The 23,613-nt window shown below is 69.8% G+C and carries 24 protein-coding genes; 12 read left to right on the top strand and 12 right to left on the bottom strand.

The genetic code is table 11. From position 1 onward, the window contains the following. Positions 1-142 precede the first annotated feature (142 nt). The gene (locus KBZ08_RS16530) at positions 143-1,171 is read left to right on the top strand and encodes an HD-GYP domain-containing protein (RefSeq protein ID WP_254972869.1); all 1,029 of its coding nucleotides are present in this window, start codon (positions 143-145) and stop codon (positions 1,169-1,171) included. A gap of 22 nt (positions 1,172-1,193) precedes the next feature. Continuing rightward, positions 1,194-1,625, top strand: a complete 432-nt coding sequence (locus tag KBZ08_RS10680) for a PPC domain-containing DNA-binding protein (RefSeq protein ID WP_254972867.1) — start codon at positions 1,194-1,196, stop codon at positions 1,623-1,625. Here the strand turns inward: KBZ08_RS10680 and KBZ08_RS10675 are convergent. The 9 genes from KBZ08_RS10675 to KBZ08_RS10635 form a co-directional block, all read right to left on the bottom strand. Beyond that, positions 1,576-2,526, bottom strand: coding sequence for a F0F1 ATP synthase subunit gamma (locus tag KBZ08_RS10675; protein WP_106220306.1), 951 nt, complete (start codon positions 2,524-2,526; stop codon positions 1,576-1,578). The two genes, KBZ08_RS10680 and KBZ08_RS10675, sit on opposite strands and share 50 nt — an antisense overlap. A 13-nt stretch (positions 2,527-2,539) precedes the next feature. Then, positions 2,540-4,057 carry a F0F1 ATP synthase subunit alpha gene (atpA, locus tag KBZ08_RS10670; protein ID WP_106220305.1) on the bottom strand — a complete coding sequence of 506 codons (1,518 nt, stop codon included), beginning with the start codon at positions 4,055-4,057 and terminating at the stop codon, positions 2,540-2,542. Positions 4,058-4,116: 59 nt separating this feature from the next. Further along, entirely contained in the window at positions 4,117-4,665 is a 549-nt protein-coding gene (atpH, locus tag KBZ08_RS10665; protein ID WP_106220304.1) for an ATP synthase F1 subunit delta, read from the bottom strand. After that, entirely contained in the window at positions 4,665-5,180 is a 516-nt protein-coding gene (locus KBZ08_RS10660) for a F0F1 ATP synthase subunit B (RefSeq protein WP_106220303.1), read from the bottom strand. Before KBZ08_RS10660 ends, atpH begins: the two co-directional genes overlap by 1 nt. Further along, the gene (locus KBZ08_RS10655; RefSeq protein WP_106220302.1) at positions 5,180-5,662 is read right to left on the bottom strand and encodes a F0F1 ATP synthase subunit B'; all 483 of its coding nucleotides are present in this window, start codon (positions 5,660-5,662) and stop codon (positions 5,180-5,182) included. The genes KBZ08_RS10660 and KBZ08_RS10655 overlap by 1 nt, the downstream gene beginning before the upstream one ends. Positions 5,663-5,762: 100 nt before the next feature. Beyond that, complete coding sequence (gene atpE, locus KBZ08_RS10650) at positions 5,763-6,008, bottom strand: ATP synthase F0 subunit C (protein WP_015110594.1); 246 nt, start codon at positions 6,006-6,008, stop codon at positions 5,763-5,765. A gap of 154 nt (positions 6,009-6,162) precedes the next feature. After that, positions 6,163-6,891, bottom strand: a complete 729-nt coding sequence (atpB, locus tag KBZ08_RS10645; RefSeq protein ID WP_254972863.1) for a F0F1 ATP synthase subunit A — start codon at positions 6,889-6,891, stop codon at positions 6,163-6,165. Between the two features lie 74 nt (positions 6,892-6,965). After that, positions 6,966-7,439: an ATP synthase subunit I gene (locus KBZ08_RS10640; RefSeq protein WP_106220300.1), complete on the bottom strand. Its 474-nt coding sequence runs from the start codon at positions 7,437-7,439 to the stop codon at positions 6,966-6,968. A 46-nt stretch (positions 7,440-7,485) separates the two neighbouring features. After that, complete coding sequence (locus tag KBZ08_RS10635; RefSeq protein ID WP_254972861.1) at positions 7,486-8,727, bottom strand: bifunctional 2-polyprenyl-6-hydroxyphenol methylase/3-demethylubiquinol 3-O-methyltransferase UbiG; 1,242 nt, start codon at positions 8,725-8,727, stop codon at positions 7,486-7,488. A 149-nt stretch (positions 8,728-8,876) separates the two neighbouring features. Here KBZ08_RS10635 and KBZ08_RS10630 point away from each other — a divergent pair, with 149 nt between their 5' ends. From KBZ08_RS10630 to KBZ08_RS10600, 7 genes are all read left to right on the top strand, one after another. After that, positions 8,877-11,903 carry a phycobilisome rod-core linker polypeptide gene (locus KBZ08_RS10630; RefSeq protein WP_254972859.1) on the top strand — a complete coding sequence of 1,009 codons (3,027 nt, stop codon included), beginning with the start codon at positions 8,877-8,879 and terminating at the stop codon, positions 11,901-11,903. Positions 11,904-12,288: 385 nt separating this feature from the next. Beyond that, on the top strand, positions 12,289-12,774 hold the full coding sequence (locus KBZ08_RS10625; protein ID WP_015110589.1) for an allophycocyanin subunit alpha apoprotein: 486 nt from the start codon (positions 12,289-12,291) through the stop codon (positions 12,772-12,774). A 43-nt stretch (positions 12,775-12,817) separates the two neighbouring features. Beyond that, positions 12,818-13,306: an allophycocyanin subunit beta gene (gene apcB, locus KBZ08_RS10620; RefSeq protein WP_015110588.1), complete on the top strand. Its 489-nt coding sequence runs from the start codon at positions 12,818-12,820 to the stop codon at positions 13,304-13,306. Positions 13,307-13,352: 46 nt separating this feature from the next. Then, positions 13,353-13,553, top strand: a complete 201-nt coding sequence (locus KBZ08_RS10615; RefSeq protein WP_106220298.1) for a phycobilisome linker polypeptide — start codon at positions 13,353-13,355, stop codon at positions 13,551-13,553. Between the two features lie 149 nt (positions 13,554-13,702). Then, on the top strand, positions 13,703-14,929 hold the full coding sequence (locus KBZ08_RS10610; RefSeq protein ID WP_106220297.1) for an FtsW/RodA/SpoVE family cell cycle protein: 1,227 nt from the start codon (positions 13,703-13,705) through the stop codon (positions 14,927-14,929). Positions 14,930-14,954: 25 nt separating this feature from the next. Continuing rightward, positions 14,955-15,683, top strand: a complete 729-nt coding sequence (locus KBZ08_RS10605; protein WP_254972858.1) for a cytochrome c biogenesis CcdA family protein — start codon at positions 14,955-14,957, stop codon at positions 15,681-15,683. Further along, positions 15,680-16,999 (top strand): cytochrome c biogenesis protein ResB, encoded by a 1,320-nt coding sequence (locus KBZ08_RS10600; protein ID WP_254972856.1) that lies wholly within the window; start codon positions 15,680-15,682, stop codon positions 16,997-16,999. Before KBZ08_RS10605 ends, KBZ08_RS10600 begins: the two co-directional genes overlap by 4 nt. A 1-nt stretch (position 17,000) precedes the next feature. On the opposite strand, the gene queF is transcribed toward KBZ08_RS10600, so the two are convergent. After that, the gene (gene queF / locus KBZ08_RS10595; RefSeq protein WP_254972854.1) at positions 17,001-17,417 is read right to left on the bottom strand and encodes a preQ(1) synthase; all 417 of its coding nucleotides are present in this window, start codon (positions 17,415-17,417) and stop codon (positions 17,001-17,003) included. 215 nt (positions 17,418-17,632) lie between these two features. Here queF and KBZ08_RS10590 point away from each other — a divergent pair, with 215 nt between their 5' ends. Further along, positions 17,633-17,971: a P-II family nitrogen regulator gene (locus KBZ08_RS10590; protein ID WP_015110582.1), complete on the top strand. Its 339-nt coding sequence runs from the start codon at positions 17,633-17,635 to the stop codon at positions 17,969-17,971. Positions 17,972-18,011: 40 nt separating this feature from the next. Here KBZ08_RS10590 and KBZ08_RS10585 read toward each other — a convergent pair whose 3' ends face one another. Then, positions 18,012-18,872 (bottom strand): TlyA family RNA methyltransferase, encoded by an 861-nt coding sequence (locus KBZ08_RS10585; RefSeq protein WP_254972853.1) that lies wholly within the window; start codon positions 18,870-18,872, stop codon positions 18,012-18,014. 141 nt (positions 18,873-19,013) lie between these two features. Here KBZ08_RS10585 and KBZ08_RS10580 point away from each other — a divergent pair, with 141 nt between their 5' ends. After that, positions 19,014-19,244 carry a hypothetical protein gene (locus KBZ08_RS10580; protein WP_254972851.1) on the top strand — a complete coding sequence of 77 codons (231 nt, stop codon included), beginning with the start codon at positions 19,014-19,016 and terminating at the stop codon, positions 19,242-19,244. Positions 19,245-19,296: 52 nt separating this feature from the next. Further along, entirely contained in the window at positions 19,297-20,592 is a 1,296-nt protein-coding gene (purB, locus tag KBZ08_RS10575; protein WP_254972850.1) for an adenylosuccinate lyase, read from the top strand. Positions 20,593-20,710: 118 nt separating this feature from the next. On the opposite strand, the gene KBZ08_RS10570 is transcribed toward purB, so the two are convergent. After that, the gene (locus tag KBZ08_RS10570; protein WP_254972848.1) at positions 20,711-23,500 is read right to left on the bottom strand and encodes an RNA helicase; all 2,790 of its coding nucleotides are present in this window, start codon (positions 23,498-23,500) and stop codon (positions 20,711-20,713) included. Positions 23,501-23,613 lie beyond the last annotated feature (113 nt).

The following is a 23,613-nucleotide window of genomic DNA, read 5'->3' as shown; positions in this document are numbered from 1 at the left end:
TGTAGCGTGAAGACAACAGAAACACACCGACCGCCGTTGCAGGCGCTTCGTGCCGTTCTGCTCATCTGGGAAGGAAGAGGATATGAACGCTTCCGTAGGGAAGGGAAATGGCTCCAATGGCGCGCGCTCAGCGGCCCATCCCGTGGCGACCTGCACCCCCTCCGGCCTGTCGTTGCCGTTGGAGCAGGCCCTGACGGAGCGGATGAAGGAACTCCACTGCCTCCAGCAGATCGAATCCATCATCAGCACGAGCCAGGGCCCGATCGACGCCATGCTCGAGCAGATCGTGGCGACCATCCCGGAGGCCTGGCTGCATTCGGGCAGCGCCGTCGCCAGAATCCGTCGCGGCGACCGCTGCTATCAGACGGGCGATCTCGAGCGCTGCCCGTCGGTGCAGTCCGCGGAGATCTGGGTCAGGGACACCCTCCACGGCTCGGTGAGCGTGGGCTACAGCGACCGTTTCGAGGCGGCCGGCGAGGGCCCCTTCCTGGCGGAGGAGCGGCTGCTGCTCGACACGATCGCCACCCGTCTCGGCAGCCTCATCGCCAGGGAGCTGGCGGAGGCCGGATGGGTCGACACCCTCAGACAGCAGGAGCTCCTCTACCGGCAGCTGCTCTCGGTGCTGGGGGGGATGGCGGAGATGCGGGACCCCTACACCGCCGGTCACCAGAAGCGGGTGGCCAACCTGGCGGTCGCCATCGGGGCGGATCTGGGACTTTCGCCCAAGGAACTGGAAGGCGTGCGGCTGGCGGCGTCCGTGCATGACATCGGCAAGATCACGGTGCCGGCGGAGATTCTCTGCAAGCCCACCAAGCTCAGCCGCCACGAGTACGACCTGATCAAGGAACATGTCGAGGCCGGCCACGAGATCCTCAAGGACGTGGCCTTCCCCTGGCCGATTGCCCGCATCGTCCTCGAACACCACGAGCGGATGGACGGCAGCGGCTACCCGAACGGCCTGGCCGGCGACCAGCTGCTCCTGGAATCCCGCATCGTGGCGGTGGCCGACGTGGTGGAGTCCATGTGTGCCCATCGCCCGTACCGGGCCGGGCTGGGATCCGACGCCGCCCTCAGGGAGATCGAAACCAACCGCGGTCGCCTCTACGACTCCGCCGTCGTGGATGCCTGTCTGCGGGTCTTCCGCGACAAGGGCTACCGCTGCGGCTCCTGACCCCGGAGGCCCACGCCACGCCATGACGTACCACCCCCTCCGTCTGCCGCCGGGAGTGGATCTGCGCAGGGAACTCGAACAACGGGCCCAGGCGGATCCGGAGCTCTGCGGCTTCGTCGTCTGCGGGATCGGCAGCCTGGAGAGTCCGGTGCTGCGCTTCGCTGATCAGGACGCAGGCATCGTGCTGGCCGGTCCGCAGGAGGTGATCCTGCTGGCAGGCAGCCTCAGCAGGGATGGCGCCCACCTGCACCTGGTGGTGGCGGATGCCGAGGGCCGCACGACGGGCGGCCATCTCTGCCACGGAAGCCGCGTGCGAACGACCATGGAACTGCTGCTGGCCCGGACGCAAGGCTGGCAGCTGGGCCGGGAGCGGGATCCCGCCACCGGCCACCTGGAGCTGCGGGTCAGCCCATCGCCGCCGCGCCACCCACCACTTCCAGAATCTCCTGGGTGATGGCGGCCTGGCGGGCCTTGTTGTAGTCGAGGGTGAGGGTCTTGGCGAGCGCCTTGGCGTTGTCGCTGGCGTTGTTCATGGCCGTCATCCGGCTGGCCAGTTCGCTGGCGGCGGCTTCCTGGAGGGAGCGCAGCAGCTGGTTGGCCAGGTAGAGGGGCAGCAGGGCATTGAGCAGCTGCTCCGGGCTCTGCTCGAACACGAAGTCCGGCTGGAGGGCCGGCTCGGCGTTCTCCACCTTGCCGGTCTCCACCCCGAGGCGGCCGTCACGGGTGATGAGACGGAAGATCTCATCGTCGGAGCTGGCGATGCCCTGGGGATCGAGGGGCAGCAGGGTCTGCACGACCGGCTGGGAACTCACCAGGTTGATGAAGCGGGTGAAGACGATCTCCACGCGGTCGGTGCTGGCGGAGAGGAACTCAGCGAGCACTTCGTTGGCGATTTCGTTCGCTTCCTGGGAGGTGGGCACCTGCTCAAGACCGGTGAAGGTGGCCCGGATCGGGTAGGAGCGGTTGGTGAAGTAGGTGATGGCCTTGCGGCCCATCAGCACCATGTCCACTGTGAAGCCCTGGCCCTTGAGCTCGGCGAAGCGCTGCTCGGCCCGGCGGATGACATTGGCGTTGTAGCCACCGCAGAGACCCCGGTCCCCGGTGACCACCAGCAGGGTGATGGTGCCCACCGGACGGCGCTCGGCCAGCAGGGGCGAGTCGGCCCCCTCGAAGCCCATGCGGGACTCGAGGTTCTGGAGCACCCGGGCCAGGCGGTCGGCGAAGGGGCGGGTGCGCAGCACCTGCTCCTGGGCACGGCGCACCTTGGCGGCGGCCACCAGCCGCATGGCTTCGGTGATCTTGCGTGTGTTCTTGACCGAACTGATCCGGTCACGGATTGCCTTGAGATTGGCCATGGGTGGTGGCTCCTCAGGCGGCGGCCAGCATCGAGGAGGTGACCTCGACGATGGCGTCCTTGAGCATGGCCTCGGACTCGTCGCTCAGCACCTTCTCGGTCTGCACCTTGTTGATGTACTCGGGCTTGTTGCTCTTGAGGTACTCACGCAGTTCGCGGGCGAACTGGGGAACCAGCTCCACGGGCACGTCGTCGATCAGACCCTTGACGCCCGCATACACCACAGCCACCTGCTCGGCCAGGATCAGGGGGCTGAACTGGGGCTGCTTGAGCAGTTCGCGTAGACGCTTGCCCCGGGCCAGCTGGGCCTGGGTGGCGGCGTCAAGGTCGGAGGCGAACTGGGAGAAGGCAGCCAGTTCGTCGAACTGGGCCAGTTCCAGCTTCAGGGTGCCGGCGATCTTCTTGATGGCCTTGGTCTGGGCGGCGCCGCCCACCCGGCTCACGGAGATGCCCACGTTGATGGCGGGACGGAGGCCGGAGTTGAACAGGTCGGAGCTCAGGAACACCTGACCATCGGTGATCGAGATCACGTTGGTGGGGATGTAGGCCGAGACGTCGCCGGCCTGGGTCTCGATGATCGGCAGGGCGGTCATGCTGCCCTTGCCCATGGCGTCGGACAGCTTGGCGGCCCGCTCCAGCAGGCGGCTGTGGCAGTAGAAGACGTCGCCGGGGTAGGCCTCACGACCGGGGGGACGGCGCAGCAGCAGCGACATCTGGCGGTAGGCCTGGGCCTGCTTGGTGAGGTCGTCGTACACCACCAGAGTGGCCTTGCCCTTGTACATGAAGGACTCGGCGATGGCCGCGCCGGTGTACGGGGCCAGGTACTGGAGGGCCGCCGCTTCCGAGGCGCTGGCCGCCACCACCACGGTGTAGTCGAGGGCGCCGCGCTCACGGAGCACTTCCACCACGTTGGCCACCGAGGCGTTCTTCTGGCCGATGGCCACGTAGACGCAGACGACGTCCTCACCCTTCTGGTTCAGGATCGTGTCGATGCAGATGGCGGTCTTGCCGGTCTGGCGGTCGCCGATGATCAGCTCGCGCTGGCCGCGGCCGATGGGGATCATGGCGTCGATGGCCGTGATGCCGGTCTGCATCGGCTCATGCACCGACTTGCGCTGGATGATGCCGGGCGCCATCGACTCGATCAGGCGGGTCTCGGTGGTGGCGATCTCACCCTTGCCGTCGATCGGCTGACCCAGGGCGTTCACCACCCGGCCCAGCATGGCGTCGCCCACCGGCACGGCGGCGATGCGGCCGGTGGCCTTGACGGTGCTGCCCTCCTGGATGCCCAGGCCCTCGCCCATCAGCACGACGCCGACGTTGTCGTCCTCCAGGTTCAGCGCCAGGCCCTCGGTGCCGTCCTCGAACAGCACCAGCTCACCGGCCATCACCTGCTCCAGGCCGTAGACCCGGGCGATGCCATCACCGATCTGCAGGACGGTGCCGACGTTGCTGACAGAGACCGACTTGTCGTAGTCGGCGATCTGCTTCTTGAGGATGGCGCTGATCTCGTCGGGGCGGATGGAAACCATGGGTGGGAGTCCCCGGAGGGGAGGCGATGAAGTGAGGAGAGGAGGGGAGGGGGGATGCGTCAGCTCACGTTGGCGAGCGACAGACCGAGGCGCCGAACCTGGCCGGCGAGGCTGGCGTCGATCACCCGGGAACCGACACTGAGGACGAACCCGCCGATCAGGGCGGGATCCACCGCAAGGCTGATCTCCACCTTGTCGGTGCCGGCCACGGCCTTGGCCTTCTCGGCGAGCAGCGCCTGCTGCTCCTCGCTGAGGGGGCTCGCCGAGGTCACGGTGGCCAGGGCGATCTGGTTCTGCTCGCGGTAGAGCTCCAGGAGCCGCTCCAGAACGGCATCGAGGAAGCCGATGCGCTGGCGGTCGGTCAGGAGCTTGAGCAGGTTGAGGAAGGAGGGGGAGATGCTGCCGCCGAAGAGTTGCTCGAGCGCCGCCTTCTTGCCCTCGACCTCAAGCACGGGGGAGGCCATCGCCTCACGCAGGTCGCTGGAGTCGTGCCAGAGGGCGAGGATCGCCCGGGCCTGATCGATCACTGCCTCGGTGTCACCGTTGGCGTCGCACACCTGCAGGAAGGCGTCGGCGTAGGGGGTGGTGATGGTGTTGAGCAGAGGCATCAGGCGTTCCCCATCGATTGAATGGACTGGTCGATCAGCCGGGCTTGGGCGCTGGCGTCGAGGCGGCCGGGCAGGCTCACCAGGGCCTTGGCGATGGCCATCTCCGCCGCCTCGCGCTGCAGCAGACGGCTGACGCGGGAGATCTCCGAATCGACGTCGGACTGGGAGTCCTGCTTGAGGCGAGCCATCTCCTCGACGGTGCGCTTCTCGCTGTCGAAGCGGATGGCCTCGGCCCGGGCCTTGCCGTCGGCGCGGATCTTCTCGGCACGGGTGCGGGCCTCACCCAGGCTGCTCTGAGCCTCGGCCAGGGAGGCGGTGGCCGCCTTCAGGCGCTCCTCGGCATCCTTGAGTTCGGCCAGGATCCGCTCGCGGCGGCGCTCCAGGATCCCGCCGAGGAATCCCCTCAGGAACCAGGTCAGCCCGGCGATGACGATCGCCAGGTTGATGATGTTGGTCTCGAAGATGTCGAGGTTGAGGCCGAAGCTGCCGTGGCTGGCCAGTAGCGGAGAGATCATCATGAGGCGGTCAGGAGACGGTCGACGATGAGGTCGGCGAGCCTGTCGGCATCGGCCTCAAGAACGCTCAGGGCTTCGGCGCGCTGAGCATCGATCTTGCTGCGGGCACTTTCGCGGCTGGCGATCGCTTCGGCCTGTGCCACCGCTAGGGCCTCCCGGTAGAGACGGTCGGAATCCTGCTCCGCCTCGAGGATCACCTTCTGGGCCTCAAGGCGGGCCCCCTTCAGCTGCTCCTTGAGGTCAGCCTCGAGGCGCTCGGCTTGGGCCAGCTTCTCCTTGGCCTGGGTCCGGCTGGTGGCGATGTAGCCCTCACGGTCCTCGACGGCCTTGCCGACCGGTCGGAAGAACAGGCTGTTGAGAATGAAGGTGAGGATCACCACCTGCAGCGCCATGAGCGGCAGGGTGGCGTCGAGGTCGAACAGACCTCCCTCGGGCGACCCTGCGGTCGCACCTGCCTCGGCGAGCAGAAGCCAGCTGGTCATGGGGCAATAAGGCGGGCGGTGGTGCAGGCGTGGACGGAGCCGGGGGTGGAGAAGGGCCGCAACGGACGGGCGGCCCTGTCATCCCCACGACGGCCTCCGATCAGGAGAAGGGGTTGGCGAACAGCAGCACCAGGGCGACCACCAGGCCGTAGATGGTGAGCGATTCCATGAAGGCCAGGGAGAGCAGCAGGGTGCCGCGGATCTTGCCTTCGGCTTCGGGCTGGCGGGCGATGCCTTCGACGGCGCCGCCGGAAGCGGTGCCCTGGCCGATGCCAGGACCGATGGAGCCGAGACCGACGGCAAGACCAGCAGCCACGACGGACGCAGCGGAAGTAAGGGAATCCATGGTGGGGTTAGAAATGTGGGGCGCCGGGGAAGCGCGGAAGGAACCTTGTCGAGAACCCTGCGCCGGGGACACCTGGGAAGGCGGGCCCGGATCGAGCCGGACCTGCGCGCAGAGAGTTTGCCAGACCGAGGGAACGGGCCGGCGAGCGGGAGACCTAGTGGTGCTCCTCGTGGACGGCCTCACCGATGTAGTAGGCCGCCAGGGTGGCGAAGATCAGGGCCTGGATGGCGCTGGTGAACAGGCCGAGGAACATCACCGGCAGGGGCACCACCAGGGGCACCAGGAAGGCCAGCACCGCCACCACCAGTTCGTCGGCAAGGATGTTGCCGAACAGACGGAAGGAGAGCGAGAGCGGCTTGGTGAAGTCCTCGACGATCTTGAAGGGGAGCATGATCGGCGTGGGTTCCACGTAGTACTCGAAGTACCGGAAACCCTTGCGGCTCAGGCCCGCATAGAAGTAGGCCAGGGACACCAGCAGCGCTAGGGCGATGGTGGTGTTGATGTCGGCGGTGGGGGCGCCCAGTTCACCGTTGGGCAGATGGACCAGCTTCCAGGGGATCAGGGCCCCGCCCCAGTTGCTCACGAAGATGAACAGGAACAGGGTGCCGATGAAGGGGAGCCAGTCGCGGTAGGCCTTCTCGCCGATGTATTCGCGGGCGATGTCGCGCAGGTAATCCCAGAGGAACTCCAGCAGGTTCTGCACGCCCCGGGGGTCGCGCTCCAGGCGGCGCGTGCCCACCACCACCGCGGCGAGAAGGGCACCGATCACGACCCAGGAGCTCAGGAAGACCTGGCCGTGGATCTTGTAATTGCCGAGCTGCCAGTAGAGGTGCTGGCCGACCTCGAGGGCGGCGAAGGGAAGGGCGAGGGGCAACGGAGCCATCGGGGATAGGACCTGGCGGAACGTCGGGTGCCGCAAGGCGGCTGAAGTGGGCCGCCGGAGCGGCTGAAGCGGTATCAGGTGTCGAGGACGGCCTGAACGATCAGGGCGGGCTTGTAGAGGAGAAAGCCCAGGACGGCGGGCAGGATCTCAAGGACGGGGAGCCTGGCGGCCGCGACCACCAGCACCACGGGCACCAGCAGCTGGGCCTTGCCCACCCCCTTGGTTTCGACGCCGAAGCGGGTCACGCTGCGGGCCAGGAGGCGGAGGTACAGGAGTCCCGCCAGGGCTCCCACCAGCAGGCTGAAAGCGGTGGGGAGGTCGAACCACAGGGCCGTGAGGGGCACCGCCAGGGCGGTGGCACAGACCGTGGAAAGAAGCATCCGGCGCTGCAGCCGCAGGTAACCGTCCATGCCGTTGTTCACCGTCGCCGGAGCGGCGGGGAGTTCAGGCTGGGGGAGAGGCTCGTTGGCCGGATGGACTGCGACCTCTTCGGTCGACGTCTCCGCGGGGGGGACGGCATCCGGGGAGGGGGTCAGGGCAGCCTGCAACCGACGAGGCTCCGTCTTGGCGTGCGGACTTTATCACTCGGCCCGTTCAGGCTTTAAGCAACAGAAGCACCCGCTCCGCCAGCAGCCGCCGCGCCGCCGCCACCCGCTCGGCGGGGCCCTGGGCCAGGGGCAGCGCCCCGATCGGCGTGCCGGCGGGGGCCGCCTCCAGGGCCTCCATCAGGGCCAGCTCCTCCTCCGTGAGGGTCAGGGGACGCAGGTCGGGGCCCAGCAGCGCCGTGGAGGGCCAGCCCCACAGGCAGCGGTTGCACTCGCCCCCGGCCGCCAGCAGGGCCGCGTCGCTCAACGCCTGCGGCGCCGTGTCGCTCCAGGCCGCCGCCTCCGGTGCCCCGTCGCCCTCCTGGCGGCGCAGGAAGAACTCGAAGTGGCTGATGTCGGGATCGAGGCTCTCCACCAGGGCCCACTGCTGCCGCGCCGGCAGCGCCCGGGCCCGCTCCAGCAGTTCCCCCTGCAGCAGCCGGGCCGGATCCCAGACCTCGGGATTGGAGAAACCGGCGAAGCGGATCCCGGGCTGGTCAACGAAGCGGAACAGGCGCTCGAGGTCGTAGCTGGTCTCCTGGGGGTGGAGGTACATGTCGGCGAAATTGGCATCGGCGGCGGTGTCGAGGGCCCAGCGCTGCTCGTGGTGCCGCCGCAGGCGGTTGGTCTCGGGCAGGGTGGCGAACAGCTCCCGGCCCAGCCGCAGACCCGCTGGTCCGGTGCCCACCCCCATCAGGGCCAGGGCCCGCTGGGTGCGGTGGATCTCCCAGCGGCCGCCGTCGGCATAGAGAAAGAGGTGCAGCAGCCCCCCCGGCCGCAGCAGGGGCACCAGGGCCCGCAGGCCCTCCTCGGGCCGGTCGAGGTGGTGCAGCACCCCCACCGAGTTGATGTAGTCGAAGGGTCCCTCCCCCGCCAGATCGAGCAGGCTGCGCTGCTCGATGCGCAGCTCCTCCACCCGGGCGGCGGCCCCGGAGCGGGCGGTGCGCTCCCGTGCCACCGCCAGGGCGCCGGCGCTGATGTCCACCGCCAGCACGGTGGCCCCCGGGTTGAGGTGGCAGAGGTAGTCGGTGCTCACCCCCGTGCCGCAGCCGGCGTCGAGGATCCGCCAGGGCCGCGGCCGCGGCGGCAGGGGCCCGTCCACGGCCGCCACCACGCTGTCCACGCACCAGCGCCAGTTGTATCCCGGCGGCGGACCGTCCTGGAGGGGGTCCCCCGGGTAGGGGAAGCGGTCGTAGAAGGCGCTCACCACCGGCGTCGCGGCGTCCAGCGGGGCCTCCGGGGGGTGATCCATCAATGCCTTGGTGCGGGTTCCGGCAGCATTCCACGGCGCCGGCCGCCGTTCAGCGTGAGCGCCTCAGAAGGCTGCAAACATTTGTTCATCCCGCCCCGGGGGGCCAGGGGGCCAGCCGTAACGTGACCCAGCCCGGCTCGCTCTCGTTCATGACCGTGACCGCCAGCAGCGGCAGCACCAGGGTCGCCCCCCAGCGCTACGACACCCTGCCGCTCTCCAGCGTCCGGAAAGCGGAGCAGCAGGACCGTTTCCCCGACGGCGGCGAACTGGACGCCCTGACCACCTTCTTCCGCAGCGGCCAGATCCGCGTCGAAGCCGCCCGACGGATCTCCGCCAACGCCGACGCGATCGTGGCCCGGGCCGCCAACCGGATCTTCACCGGCGGCACGCCCCTCTCCTATCTCGACGCCCCCCTCAGCACCCCCAGCGCCGGAGCGGGCGATGGGGTCGCCCTCGCCGCCGACCAGGCCGCGTTCCAGCGGTCGGTGCGCACCTTCGCCCAGGGCTCCGGCGGCAGTGGTCTGCTCGGCCGCATCCTTGAGGGTGTCCAGGCCGACGCCGACGTGCGGGTCGTGCTGCCCAGCGGCTTCAACCCCATCTCGGTGGCGATCTACGGCAACGCCCGCATGCGCAAGTCGCTGCGGGACATGGCCTGGTTCCTCCGCTACGTGGGCTATGCCGTGATCGCCGGCGATCCCAGCATCCTGGCGGTGAACACCCGCGGCCTGCGCGACTTGCTCGAGAAGGCCTGCTCCCTGGCCGCCACCAACGTGGCCCTGCAGGAGATGCGCGCCGCCGCGGCCGGTCTGTTCAAGGGGGAGCCGGACTCCCGCCAGCTGGTGATCGACTGCTTCAACGTGCTCCTCAAGGAGCTCGAGATCCCCACCCCCTCCACCCGGGCCCGCCTGGGCAGCCCGGTCAACCAGGGCCTGCAGCTGCCGGCGATCTATGCCCTCGCCGCCGAAGGCGCCCAGCGCTTCGTGATGAAGCCGGGCCTCTCCGGTGCCGAAAAGGCCGAGGTCATCCGTGCCGCCTACCGCCAGGTGTTCGAGCGGGACATCGTCAAGGGCTACTCCCAGGTGGTCTGCCCGGTGGAGGCCACCCAGGTGCGCCAGGGCCAGCTCTCGATGCGGGAGTTCATCCGCGCCCTCGGCCGCAGCAAGGTCTACCGGCGCCAGTTCTATGGCCGCTTCTCCAACAGCCGGGTGGTGGAGCTCGCCTTCCGCCACTTCCTCGGCCGTGGTGTGAGCTCGATCGAAGAGTTCCGCCAGTACTTCGCCATCGTCAGCTCCAAGGGGCTGAACGGCCTCGTCGATGCCCTGGTCAACGGGATGGAGTACGCCCGGGTCTTCGGTGAGGAGACGGTCCCGTACCTCCGCGACATCGGCGAAGAGGCCCAGGAGAGCGCCGGCTGGGGCTCCAACCGCAACCTCTTCCGCTTCAGTGCGCCGTTCGAGGGGGCGCCCCAGTACATCACCCTCTACGCCTCCTACCGCCAGCCCCTCGCCGACCAGCACCCCTACGGCGGCGGCAACGATCCCCTGGCCCTCACCTACGGGGCGATCTTCCCGTCCAGCACGGCGTCGGTGGCCACCCGCCCGGCCCCCTTCAGCTACGACACCCGCCGGATCCTGATCGGCAACGGCATGGCCCAGCCCGGGCCCATGGACAGCGCCCAGTTCCGTAAGGCCACCCCGCGCCGGGTGGGGCCGAAGGTGGTGCGCCTGCGCCAGATCGCCACCGGCGGCAGCTCCACCCCCCGCCGGGGGGGCCAGCCCAGCATCCGCGGCACCGAATCCAGCACCCAGGCCGTCATCAATGCGGTCTACGTGCAGGTGCTGGGCACCGCCGGCTACGCCGGTGAGCGCAACAAGGTCGAGGAGATCAAGCTCGAGAACGGCGACATCAGCCTGCGGGAGTTCGTGCGCCAGGTGGCCCGCTCCAACGCCTTCCGGCGCCGTTACTGGAGCGGCCTCTACATCACCAAGGCCATCGAGGTGATGCACCGCCGCATCCTCGGCCGGCCCACCTTCGGCCGCTGGGAGATCAGCGCCTACTTCGACACCGCCGCCCGCAAGGGCTTCTACGGCGTCGTCGACGCCATGATCGAAGGCCGCGAGTACAACGACTGCTTCGGCGAGGACACCGTTCCCTACGAGCGCTTCATCACCCCTGCCGATCGCAACGCCCGCCGCGTCCCGGGCCTGGTGCGCACCCTGGAGACGGTCGCCGACATCACCCCCCTGCAGCGGCCCACCGTGCCGGTGGCCCAGGAGATCCGCACCGTCGGCGATCTCGTCCCCCGCAACCTCCCCGCCCGGCCCAAGGTGCGTGGGCAGTGGAAGGCAGAGGTGGCCGGTGGCCAGGGAGCCACGGCCGCCACGGGTGCACCCAGCGGTCCCGGAACCCTCCGGCAGCCCCCTGCCCCTACCCGCAGCTGGAGCCAGTCCCCCTGGCAGCCCGGTGGTGGCGCCGCCCCCGTCTGGCGCAGCGGCGTCCCCAGCTCCGGTTCCGGAAACGGCTTCGTGGCCCCGTCCAGCCTCGGCATCGCCGGCGGCTGGAAGGCCCTGGTGGGCACCAACCTGCTGAGCGGTGCCGCCACCGCCCCCGACGGCGCCATGGCCAAGGCCCTGCGGCCGGGCGCCCCCCAGGGCTTCCGTCGCCGTCAGAGCCTGTCGAGGCCCGTGCAGCTGCTCCGCGATCCCAGCGAGACCCAGGTGCAGGAAGTGGTGCAGGCGGTCTACCGCCAGCTCCTCAACCGGGTGCCCTTCGCGGCCGAACGCCAGATGGATCCCGAATCCCAGCTGCGCGACGGTCAGCTCTCGGTGGCCGAGTTCGTGGCCCAGATCGCCGGCAGCGATCTGTTCCAGCAGCGGCTCCAGCGGATGGCCCCCCTGCGGGCCGCCTCGGCCGCCTACCTGGCCCTCCTCGGCCGGGCCGCCATGCCGGCGGAAGTGAGCCGGTTCCTGGCCACCCGCGCCACCGCCGGCCAGCAGGCCGCCGTCGCCGAACTGCTCAACGCCAGGGAGTACGCCACGGCCTTCGGCCAGGACACCGTGCCCTACCTGCGCGGCCTCGGCACCGAGGATGGCGTCCCCCTGACGACCGTGAACCGCACCGCCTCCCTCTACGGCGGCAACGCCGGGCTCACCCCCTCGCTGAAGGGCGCGATCTGATCAGCCCCCGGGCCATAATGGGCGCCCGCTGAGGGGTGCCCATCGGCGCATCCGATGATCCCCCGGGTCTGACCCGGGGGGTTTCTTTTGGTCCGTCTCTACAACGAGACGAAGAGATTGGGCTGTCGATGCACCTGCGGTACCGGGGACGGCAAGCTGAAAAGATGAACAATTGCTGCGCCTGGACGGTGATAACAACTCCGGCCAAAGCCGTTGCAAGCCAAGGGATCTCGCGAGCCGATCCGCCGTGAAGAACTGTTACCGGCTGCCATGGGAGCGACGGCCCTTGCCACAGAATGATGCGACGGTCGGCCAAGCCGATCACCACTAACCCACCGGATACCGGTCTCCTTCACGGTGACCGCTTGTTTCGAGGCAGAACTGCATGAGCATCGTCTCCAACTCGATCATCAACGCGGACGCCGAAGCCCGCTACCTCAGCCCTGGCGAACTTGACCAGATCAAGTCGTTCGTGGCAGGGGGTCAGCGTCGTCTGCGCGTCGCCCAGGTCCTGGCTGAAAGCCGGGAGCGCATCGTGAAGCAGGCCGGAGGCCAGCTTTTCCAGAAGCGCCCCGATCTCGTCTCCCCCGGCGGCAACGCCTACGGAGAGGAGATGACGGCTTCCTGCCTGCGCGACATGGACTACTACCTCCGCCTGGTCACCTACGGCGTGGTCGCCGGGGATGTGACCCCGATCGAAGAGATCGGCGTCATCGGGGCCCGCGAGATGTATCGCGCCCTCGGCACCCCCCTCGAAGCCATGGCGGAAGCCGTGCGCGAGATGAAGACCGCAGCCACGGGTCTCCTCACCGGCTCCGATGCCGAAGAGGCCGGCTTCTACTTCGACTACGTGGTCGGCGCCCTCTCCTGAGGTTTCACCTCCCTATCGTCCAAAGCCATCAAACCCAGGATCCATGCAAGACGCCATCACCAACGTCATCAACCAGGCCGACGTCCAGGGGCTCTATCTCGACGGCAGCTCCATGGGCCGCCTCGAGCAGTACTTCGCCAGCGGTGAGCTGCGGGTGCGTGCCGCCGCCACGATCAGCGCCAACGCTTCGGCCATCATCAAGGAAGCCGTCGCCAAGGCCCTGCTCTACTCGGACATCACCCGTCCGGGCGGCAACATGTACACCACCCGCCGTTACGCGGCCTGCATCCGCGACCTCGACTACTACCTGCGCTACGCCACCTACGCCATGCTGGCCGGTGACACGTCGATTCTCGACGAGCGCGTGCTGAACGGCCTCAAGGAGACCTACAACTCCCTGGGTGTGCCCATCGGCGCCACGGTGCAGTCGATCCAGGCCATGAAGGAAGCCACCGCCTCCCTCGTCGGTCCCGATGCCGGTCGTGAGATGGGCGTCTACTTCGACTACATCAGCTCCGGCCTGGGCAACTGATCCCCAGCAACGCTCCCACCACGGCACGTTTTCCGAGGATCACTCCATGCGCCTGTTCAAGATCACGGCCTGCATTCCCTGCCCCGAGAAGGCGCGCAGCCAGAGGGAGCTGCAGAACACCTACTTCACCAAGTGGGTGCCCTATTCCAGCTGGTTCGCCGAGCAGCAGCGGATCATGAAGCAGGGCGGCAGGATCCTGAAGGTGGAACTGGCCACCGGCCGTCGTCAGCAGAACTGCGGCAATTGAGGACGCCCACGGCGCTCCCACCCATCCGCCCGGCCCATGGCCGGGCTTTTTTGTGGCCGTCGAGCGGCCCGGGCGGCCCCGGCAGCGGCAGCGACGCAGGCGGCGAAATGTTCACCGCGACTCGACAAACCCACCCCGGTCACGGCTGAATGGGCCATTCCCGGAACCCTCCCGCGGCCTTGTCCACCCCTGCCCCCCGCCTGCTCCCCGGCCGTCCCGGCGCCGGCCTGCTGCCGCTGCCCTGGCAGCAGTGGCCGGCGGAGGCCCGCCTGCTGCTGGGCCTGGTGGCCCTCTGGAGCCTGGTGGGCCTGCTGGTGCTCACCTCAGCCAGCTGGTGGGTGGCGGAGCGGGAGATGGGGGACGGGGCGTACTACGTCAAGCGCCAGGCCATCTGGCTGGTGGCCAGCTGGGGGCTGCTGTGGCTGGCCATGCGCACGACGATGCGGCGCTGGCTGCACCTGGCGGCGCCGGCCCTGCTGGTGGGGGCCCTGATGGTGGCCGCCACCCTGGTGGTGGGCACCACCGTCAACGGGGCCAGCCGCTGGCTGGTGCTCGGCCCGGTGCAGCTGCAGCCCTCGGAGCTGATCAAGCCCTTCATCGTGCTGCAGGGGGCGGTGATCTTCTCCCACTGGCGCCGCATCGCCCTCGACCAGAAACTGCTCTGGATCGGCATCTTCGGGGTGGTGATCCTGCTGATCCTCAAGCAGCCCAACCTCAGCACCGCCGCCCTGCTGGGCCTGCTGCTGTGGCTGATGGCCCTGGCCGGCGGCCTGCCCCTGACGCTGCTGCTGGGGGCCGCCGGCGGCGGGATCGTGCTGGGCAGCATCAGCATCATGATCAACCCCTACCAGCTCGATCGGGTCACCTCCTTCCTCAACCCCTGGCGCGTCGCCCAGGGGGACGGCTACCAGCTGGTGCAGAGCCTGCTGGCCATCGGTTCGGGGGGCGTGCTCGGCTCGGGCTTCGGGCTCTCCACCCAGAAGCTCCAGTACCTGCCCATCCAGACCACCGACTTCATCTTTGCCGTCTTCGCCGAGGAGTTCGGTTACGTCGGCTCGGTGATGCTGCTGCTGTTCCTGATGATCTTCGGCTTCGTGGGCCTGCGGGTGGCCCTGGCCTGCCGCAGCAACCAGCACCGGCTGGTGGCCATCGGCTGCACCACCCTGCTGGTGGGCCAGTCGATCCTCAACATCGCCGTGGCCAGCGGCTCGATGCCCACCACCGGCCTGCCCCTGCCGATGATCAGCTACGGGGGCAACTCCCTGCTCAGCAGCCTGTTCCTGGCGGGCCTGCTGCTGCGCTGCTCCCTGGAGTCCTCCGGGCTCGAACCGGTCCGGCCCCGCCGCCGGGCCCCCCGGCCTGCCCCGATAGGCTGAGCCCTGCTGACAATCTGAATCGGCCATGTTCAGCCCCGGGCTGCCGTTCGCCGACTGGGCCCGCAGCAGCGAACTGCTGCTCCAGGGCTCCCTGGCCCACCCCGGCCCCCTGACCCTGGCGGTGGTGTTCAGCGGCGGCCTGCTCACCAGCCTCGGCCCCTGCTCCCTCTCGCTGCTGCCCGTCACCCTGGCCTACCTGGCCGGCTTCGGCGCTGAGGACCAGGGCCGTGCCCCCTGGCAGCGCAGCGCCAGCTTCGCGGCCGGCATCGTGGCGGCCCTGGTGCTGCTCGGCCTGGCCAGTGGCCTGATGGGTCGCCTCTACGGCCGCATTCCCGGCCAGCTGCCGCTGCTGGTGGCCGTCGTGGCCGTGGTGATGGGCCTCAACCTGCTGGGCCTGCTGCGGCTGCCGTTGCCGGCCGGGCCCGACCCCGAGCGCTGGCGGCGGCGGGTGCCGGCGCCGCTGGCCCCGCTGGCGGCCGGCCTGGCCTTCGGCCTGGCCGCCACCCCCTGCACCACCCCGGTGCTGGCCGTGCTGCTGGCCTGGATGGCCCAGGCCGGCAAGCCCCTGGTGGGCATGGCGCTGCTCACCAGCTTCGGTGCCGGCCAGGTGATGCCCCTGCTGCTGGCCGGCACGGTGGCCGCCTCCCTGCCCGGACTGCTGCAGCTGCGCCGCCTGGGCCAGTGGGTGCCGGCGATCAGCGGCGTGGTGCTGCTCGCCAGCGGCAGCCTCACCCTGCTGTCGGTGCTGCCATGAGCGGCACGGCAGCCTCGCCCTGGCGCCCCCTGCAGCGCCTGGCCGCCTGGATCTCCGACCTGCGCCTGGCGATCGGCCTGCTGCTGGTCATCGCCATCGCCAGCGGCATCGGCACGGCCATTCCCCAGAAGGAGGAGGCCGGCTTCTACCACCAGCTCTACGACCCCACCCCCTGGCTGGGGGTGCTGGACGGCGACGGGGTGCTGCGCCTTCAGCTGGATCATGTGTATTCCAGTGGCTGGTTCCTGGCCCTGCTGGCCTGGCTGGGCCTGTCGCTGATCCTGTGCAGCTGGCGCCGCCAGTGGCCCGCCCTGCAGGCCTCGCTGCGCTGGATCGACTACCGCAGCCCCCGCCAGCTCAGCAAGCTGAGCGTGGCCGAAACCCTCGTCACCGCTCATCCCGTCGCCGGCCTGGAGCGGCTGGAGGCCGATCTGCGCGGCGCGGGCTGGCAGATCCAGCGCCAGGACGACCGCCTGGCGGCCCGCCGGGGGGTGCTCGGCCGGGTGGGTCCCCTGCTGGTCCATGCCGGCATGGTGGTGCTGATGGTGGGGGCCGCCTGGGGCGCCCTGGGGGGCCAGCGGCTGGAGCGCTTCCTGGCCCCGGGCCGGGAGCTGGAACTGCTTGACAGCCGCGGCAGCACCCAGGTGACCCTGGCCCTCGACGACTTCCGCATCCAGCGGGATCCCGCCGGCCGCCCGGAGCAGTTCTCCTCCAGCCTGCGGCTGATCTCCCCCAGCGACGACGCCCCCACCTCCGAAGCCGCCATCAGCGTCAACCACCCCCTGCGCTACCGGGGCATGACGCTGTATCAGGCCGACTGGTCCCTGGCCACGATCAGCCTGCAGCTGGGCCGCAGTCCGGTGCTGGAGCTGCCCCTGCAGACCTTCCCCCAGCTGGGCGACCAGCTCTGGGGGCTGGTGCTGCCCACCCGCCCCGATGGCACCGAGCCGGTGCTGCTGAGCCTCACCAGCGAACAGGGGCCGGTGCAGGTGTTCGGCCCCGATGGTGTGGCCCTGGCCCAGCTGGTGCCGGGCGGCGAGGCCCAGGAGGTGAAGGGGCTGCCGATCCGGGTGGCGAGCGTGCTGCCGGCCAGCGGCATCCTGTTCAAACGGGACCCCGGTGTGCCGCTCGTGTACACCGGCTTCGCCATCGCCCTGGCGGGCGGTGCCCTGAGCCTGGTGGCCACCCGCCAGCTGTGGGCCATCGCCGATGGGCCCGGCGGCCGGCTGCACGTGGCGGGCCTCTGCAACCGCAACCTCACGGCCTTCGCCGCCGAGCTGCCGGCGCTGCTGCAGCGGCTGGAACCCCAGCCCTGACTCAGCAGGGCCGGCGCTCGCCGTGGCTGACGCGCACCACGGTGTGCACGTTGCCGCGGGGATTGAAATCGGCCTCCAGCTGCATCCAGAGGGGATCGCAGGCGGCCACGAGGTCGTCAAGGATCCGGTTGGCCGCCTCCTCGTGGGAGATGGAGCGGTGGCGGTAGCTGTTGATGTAGAGCTTGAGCGCCTTGAGCTCCAGCACCCGGGGGCCGGGCTGGTACAGCAGCCGCAGGACGGCGAAATCGGGGTAGCCGGAGAAGGGGCAGGTGCAGGTGAACTCCGGCAGTTCGATGGACACCTCGTAGGCGCGACCCTCGCGGGGGTTGGCGAAGCAGACCAGCTGGGCCTCGGCGATGGCCCGCTCCCCGTACAGGGGGGTCACGGTCTGGGGCTGGTCGGCGACACCGGAAGCCATGGTGAGCAGGACAGGGAGACGGATTTTGACCGTACAGGAGCTGACCCATGGCGCGGAGGCCAGGCCAGGAGCCGCGGCCGCCCGTCAGCGGCCCGGAGCGGGCGTAGCAACCGTTACGACGACCCCGGCAAGGCTCGGCGGTAATGGAGCCGTCCCCCCTTCAGGCGGGGACTCTGAGAGACTCCAACCGTCGCCTTCCTGACCGCAGCACAGCCATGAAGAAAATCGAGGCCATCATCCGCCCCTTCAAGCTCGAGGACGTGAAGATCGCCCTTGTCAATGCGGGCATCGTCGGCATGACCGTGAGCGAGGTGCGCGGATTCGGCCGGCAGAAGGGGCAGGTGGAGCGCTATCGCGGTTCCGAATTCACGGTCGAATTCCTGCAGAAACTCAAGCTCGAGATCGTCGTCGACGACGACCGGGTGGCCACCGTGGTCCAGGCGGTGCAGGATGCCGCCCGCACCGGCGAGATCGGTGACGGCAAGATCTTCATCAGCACCGTGGATTCGGTGATCCGGATCCGCACCGGCGACCTCGACAGCGGCGCCATCTGAGCCCCCGCGCCTTCCCCCCCTGACCCTGGCCGCGGTCCCCTCAGGAGCCGGCCGGGGTCTCCTTCGTTGGCCTGTCCCTGGCCAGGGTGCCCGTCACCAGCGCCGCGATCCTGCCGGACCAGTCCGCGCCCTCCGCGGCGGCGGCTTCGCTGGCTGCGGCCGGCACCAGCCAGAGCAGGTATTCGTGGTTGCCGGCGGGCCCGGTGAGGGGCGAGGCCACCAGCCCCGCCGGGTGCCAGTCCAGTTCCTTCGCGGCGGCGATCACGCCGGCGATGGCGTCGGCATGGGCCGCCGGATCCCGCACCACGCCCCCCTTGCCCACCCGCTGGCGCCCCACCTCGAACTGGGGCTTGACCAGCAGCACCGCCTCCCCCGCCCTCAGCAGCAGGGCCCGCAGGGCCGGCAGCACCCGGGTGAGGGAAATGAACGACACATCGGCCACGGCCAGGTCGGGCCAGGCATCGCCCTCGCCGTAGAGCAGCTCCGGGGTGAGGTGGCGCAGGTTGGTGCGCTCCCGCAGCACCACCCGTTCATCGGTGCGCAGGCTCCAGGCGGTCTGGCCGTAGCCCACATCGATGCCGTACACCCGCACGGCCCCGTGCTGCAGCAGGCAGTCGGTGAAGCCGCCGGTGGAGATGCCGCCATCGAGGCACACCCGGCCCCGCACCTGGATCGGCAGGGCCGCCAGGGCCCCTTCCAGCTTCTCGCCCCCCCGGGAGACGAACCGGGGGGGCTGCTCCACCTCCAGGGGCAGGGTCTCGGCCACCTCGGTGCCGGGTTTGTCGAGCACCTCGCCGCCGCCGCGCACCCGGCCGGCGCGGATCAGCTGCTGGGCCTGCTGGCGGCTGGCCACCAGGCCGAGATCCACCAGCCGGCGATCGAGCCGCTGCTTACGGGCCATCCTGCATTTCGGCCATGGGTCCTGCCGCTCCACCGGCATGTTGTCACCGAACAGCGATCCAAACCGAACAAAAACCGATGGGCAGACGGTTCGGGGCGGAACAGTCGCAGGATGGCCCCAGTCTTCCCCCGGTTCCCTGCCATGGCTGGCCCAGGATCCACTGCTGCCCCGGGATCCAAGGCGTCCCCCGGCTCCAACGTGGTCGAGCTGCTCCATCCGGGAAGCTTCGTGCGGCTGCGGGACCATCCGGAGGATCTGCCCCCCTTCCAGCTGATCCGGCGCCGCGGCACCCGCTGCTGGGTGCGGCAGCAGGCCTGGGGGTCGATGGTGCACCTGGAGCTGCCCTACCGGCGCCTCACCGCCGCCGCCTGAGCCGGTGGGGGCGGCTCGATAGGTTGGGGGATCGTTCACCACCGCCCGGCCCTTGATCGAGCGTTACACCCTGCCCGAAATGGGCCGCCTCTGGAGCGAGGAAGCGAAGTTCCAGAGCTGGCTCGAGGTGGAGATCGCCGCCACCGCCGCCAACGTGGAGCTGGGCCGGGTGCCCGCCGAGGCGCTGGCCACCATCCGCGAGAAGGCGGCCTTCGAGGTGCCCCGCATCCTGGAGATCGAGGCGGAGGTGCGCCACGACGTCATCGCCTTCCTCACCAACGTCAACGAGCACGTCGGTGATGCGGGCCGCTACATCCACGTGGGCATGACCAGCTCCGACGTGCTGGACACCGGCCTGGCCCTGCAACTGAAGGCCTCGGTGGCCCTGCTGCGCACCGAGCTCGATGGCCTCGCCGATGCCCTGCGCCGGCTGGCCCGGGCCCACAAGGACACGGTGATGATCGGCCGCTCCCACGCCATCCACGGCGAGCCGATCACCTTCGGCTTCAAGGTGGCCGGCTGGCTGGCCGAAACCGAGCGCAACCGGGAACGGCTGGAGCGGCTGGAGCGGGTGGTGGCCGTGGGCCAGATCAGCGGCGCCATGGGCACCTACGCCAACACCGATCCGCAGGTGGAGGCGATCACCTGCCGGCTGCTGGGCCTGGAGCCCGACACCGCCAGTACCCAGGTGATCGGCCGCGACCGCCATGCCGAGTACGTCCAGACCCTGGCCCTGGTGGGCACCTCCCTGGAGCGTTTCTCCACCGAGATCCGCAACCTGCAGCGCTCCGACGTGCTGGAGGTGGAGGAGAACTTCGCCAAGGGCCAGAAGGGCAGCTCGGCCATGCCCCACAAGCGCAACCCGATCCGCAGCGAACGCATCAGCGGCCTGGCCCGGGTGCTGCGCAGCTACACCGTGGCGGCGCTGGAGAACGTGGCCCTCTGGCACGAGCGCGACATCAGCCACAGCTCGGTGGAGCGGATGATGCTGCCCGACTGCTCGGTCACCCTGCACTTCATGCTGCGGGAGATGACCGCCGTGGTGGAGGGGCTGGGGGTGTACCCGGAGAACATGGCCCGCAACATGAATGTCTACGGCGGCGTCGTGTTCAGCCAGCGGGTGCTGCTGGCCCTGGTGGAGGCGGGGCTGAGCCGGGAGGAGGCCTACCGGATCGTGCAGCGCCACGCCCACGCGGCCTGGAACACCGAGGGGGGCGACTTCCGCGCCAACCTGGCGGGGGACCCCGAGGTGAGCGCCCACCTCAGCGGTGAGCAACTGGCAGAGTGCTTCTCCACCGAGCTGCACCAGGCGAATCTCGGGGTGATCTGGGAGCGGCTGGGGATCTGAGACGCGCGGGCGGCGAGCAGGTGGGGTATTGGCTGGCGACTGCCAACAGCCAATACCGGCTGCGTATTGGCAGATTTGCCAATAACGATCCTTCACCGCCAGCCCCGGCGGCCGCCCCCTAAGCCGCCGGCGGCCGCTCCGTCGCCGGATCCAGTTTGCCGTTGCCGCTGGCCAGCAGATCCTCGATCTCGCAGACCGGGAAGCGGTTGATGGCCTTGAGGGCCAGCCGGGAGTTGCGACGCAGCTGCTCGCTGATCGCCTCGCAATAGGGAATCTGGGCCAGCAGATCGACGGTGCGGCGCAGGATCCGCACCACGTCGCCCTCATCGAGGGAGGTGTTGGCGATCACGTCGTTCCAGCTGGCGCCCCGGGCCCAGGCATGGACCAGGCCGGTGAGTTCCGGCTCCCACCACACCGGCACCACCACCGAGGCCCGCTCCTGCTGGCGCTGCAGCTCGCGCCGCAGGCTGCGCAGGTCGTGGAGGGCCTCCTCGGAGGCCGGTGGCGGCGGGTAGCCGCACCAGAGGTCGGGCCGGTTCACCTCGGTGGAGATGGCCTCCAGCACCGCCGCCAGCTCGGCCGGATCGAGGGCATCGAGGTGGCCGCTCATCAGGGCCAGCCCCAGCCAGAGCTCGTTGTCGCCCCGCAGGGCGGCCACGGTGCGGCCCACCTCGGTGGGCTCCAGCCCCTCCTCACCGTCGAGGGCGCCGAAGAAACGCAGGATGTCGATCAGGGAGAGGAAGGTGTCCCAGTGGCGGTTGGCCCGGTGGTGCAGCAGCCGCTGCCGCTCGCCGATCTCCTCCTGGAGTTCCTCCATGCGGCGGCGGTGCTTCTTGAGGTGCTTGCGGTCGCCCCAGCGGTGGGCGGGGTGGGCCTCCAGCTCCTGCTCCAGCCGCTGCACCAGCTCACCCTGCTGGCGCACCTCGCCGGCCAGGTCGTAGCGGGGGGTGTGCATGTCGTGGCGGCGCGCCATCGAGGACACCGCCAGGGCCAGGCCGCCGCTGGCGTTGTCGCCGTGGCGCAGCTCGTTGGCGTGGTGCAGCTCCGGCGGCTCCAGCTGGTCGACCTGCAGGCAGCTGAGCTCGGCGTGCAGGGTCACCACCGCGTGGCAGGGCAGCAGGATCCAGACGTTCTCGTCGGTGAGGCAGAGCAGCAGCGGGAACTGGCCGGAGCCCGGCACCTTGGCCACGATCACCGCCGGGGTGACCCGGCTGCGCAGGGCCGGCGCCTTGACGCTCACCAGGGTGCCCTCGCTGGCGAACTGCAGCGCCAGGGTGAGCTCATGGGCCAGGGTCTCCTCGGCCTGTTGCTGCAGGATCCGGTGCAGGCGCCGCTCCTCCCGCAGGCGGCCGCGCAGCTTCTCGTAGTCCTCGAAGTCGTCCCAGGGCACCTCGCCGCCGCTGGATTCGAGCGTGGCCAGCTGGGCCATCAGCTCGGTGATGCGGGCTTCGTCCTCGGCCAGGTCCAGCCCCGCCAGGTAGCGGCCGAAGCTGCGCTCCACCAGCTCCCGGGCCTTGGCCAGGTCGTAGCGCTGCAGCAGGTTGAGCACCATGCCGTAGCTGGGGGTGAACTGGCTCACCAGCGGATCGGCCGGGCTGGTGGCCAGCGCCCCGGCCTCGCGCACCCCTTCGAAGCGGCTCTGCACCGTGACCACATAGCCCTGGGTGTCGAGGCCGCGGCGGCCGGCGCGGCCCGCCATCTGCAGGAACTCGCTGCCCATCAGGGGCCGGTGGCCCCGCTCGGTGCGTTTGGAGAGGGCCGAGATCACGGTGGTGCGGGCCGGCATGTTGATGCCGGCGGCCAGGGTCTCGGTGGCGAACACCACCTTGATCAGCCCCTGCTGGAACAGCTCCTCGATCAGTTCCTTCCAGGCCGGCAGCACGCCGGCGTGGTGGGCGGCGATGCCGCGCAGCAGGGCGTCGGCATGGCCGCCCTCCCGCACCGCCTCGGGGGTCACCGCCATGAAGGCGTCGAGCCGCTGGCGGATCCGCGCCTGCTCCTGGGGATCCACCAGGCACACCTTGGCCAGGTCGCGGACGGAGCGGTCGCAGTTGCGGCGGCTGAAGATGAAGTAGATGGCCGGCAGCATCTCCCGCTCCGCCATCTGGGCCACCACGAAGCCGATCGGCGGCGCTTCCGGCTGGGGCGGCCGCGGTTCCTTCGGTCCCTTGCGGCGGGTGGATTTCGGAGGGCGCCAGACCTTGCAGTTGGGGTGCAGGCCGGTGCCCTCGTCGTTGAGCAGGGGGTGCAGACCCTTGGCGCTGCAGAAGCTGAAGGCCAGGGGGACCGGGCGGAAGTCGCTGTGGATCAGCCGGGTGGGGCCATGCACCCGCTCGATCCAGTCCGTCAGTTGCCCGGCATTGGCCACCGTGGCCGAGAGGGCCACCAGCTGCACCCGCGACGGGCAGTGGATGATCGATTCCTCCCAGACCGTGCCCCGCTGGGTGTCGTTCATGTAGTGGCACTCGTCGAGCACCACGGCCTCCACATCGGCCAGGGGGTCGTCGTCGAGGTGGTCGATCTCCGCGTAGAGCATGTTGCGGAAGATCTCGGTGGTCATCACCACCACCTGGGCCTCCCGGTTCAGGCTCAGGTCGCCGGTGAGCAGACCCACCCGCTCGTGGCCGAACTGCTCGCGGAAATCGCGCAGCTTCTGGTTGGAGAGGGCCTTGAGGGGTGTGGTGTAGAAGACCTTCTGGCCATGGGCCAGGGCCCGGTGGATGGCGTACTCGCCCACCAGGGTCTTGCCGGAGCCGGTGGGGGCGCTCACCACCACGGAGTGGCCCTGGTTCAGGGCGTCGATCGCCTCCAGCTGGAAGCCGTCGAGGGGGAAGGGGAACAGCTCCTCCAGCGACGGCACGCCACCGGTGGTGGTGTCAGCGGAGCCGACGGTGGGGCTGGAGGGCATCGGGGGATCCTATGGCGCGGCCGCCCCGGGGCGCGCGGCTCAGGCGCCGTGGGAGCCGGTGCGGGAGAAGAGGTTGAGCACCAGCGCGCCGGCCCGTGGGCTCGGCCGGCGGC

The organism is Cyanobium sp. Candia 9D4, assembly GCF_024346155.1.
In the GTDB taxonomy this organism is placed as follows: Bacteria; Cyanobacteriota; Cyanobacteriia; order PCC-6307; family Cyanobiaceae; genus Cyanobium; species Cyanobium minutissimum.
The sequence above is the reverse complement of the archived record's forward strand: the minus strand, read 5'-3'. Positions and strand labels throughout refer to the sequence as shown.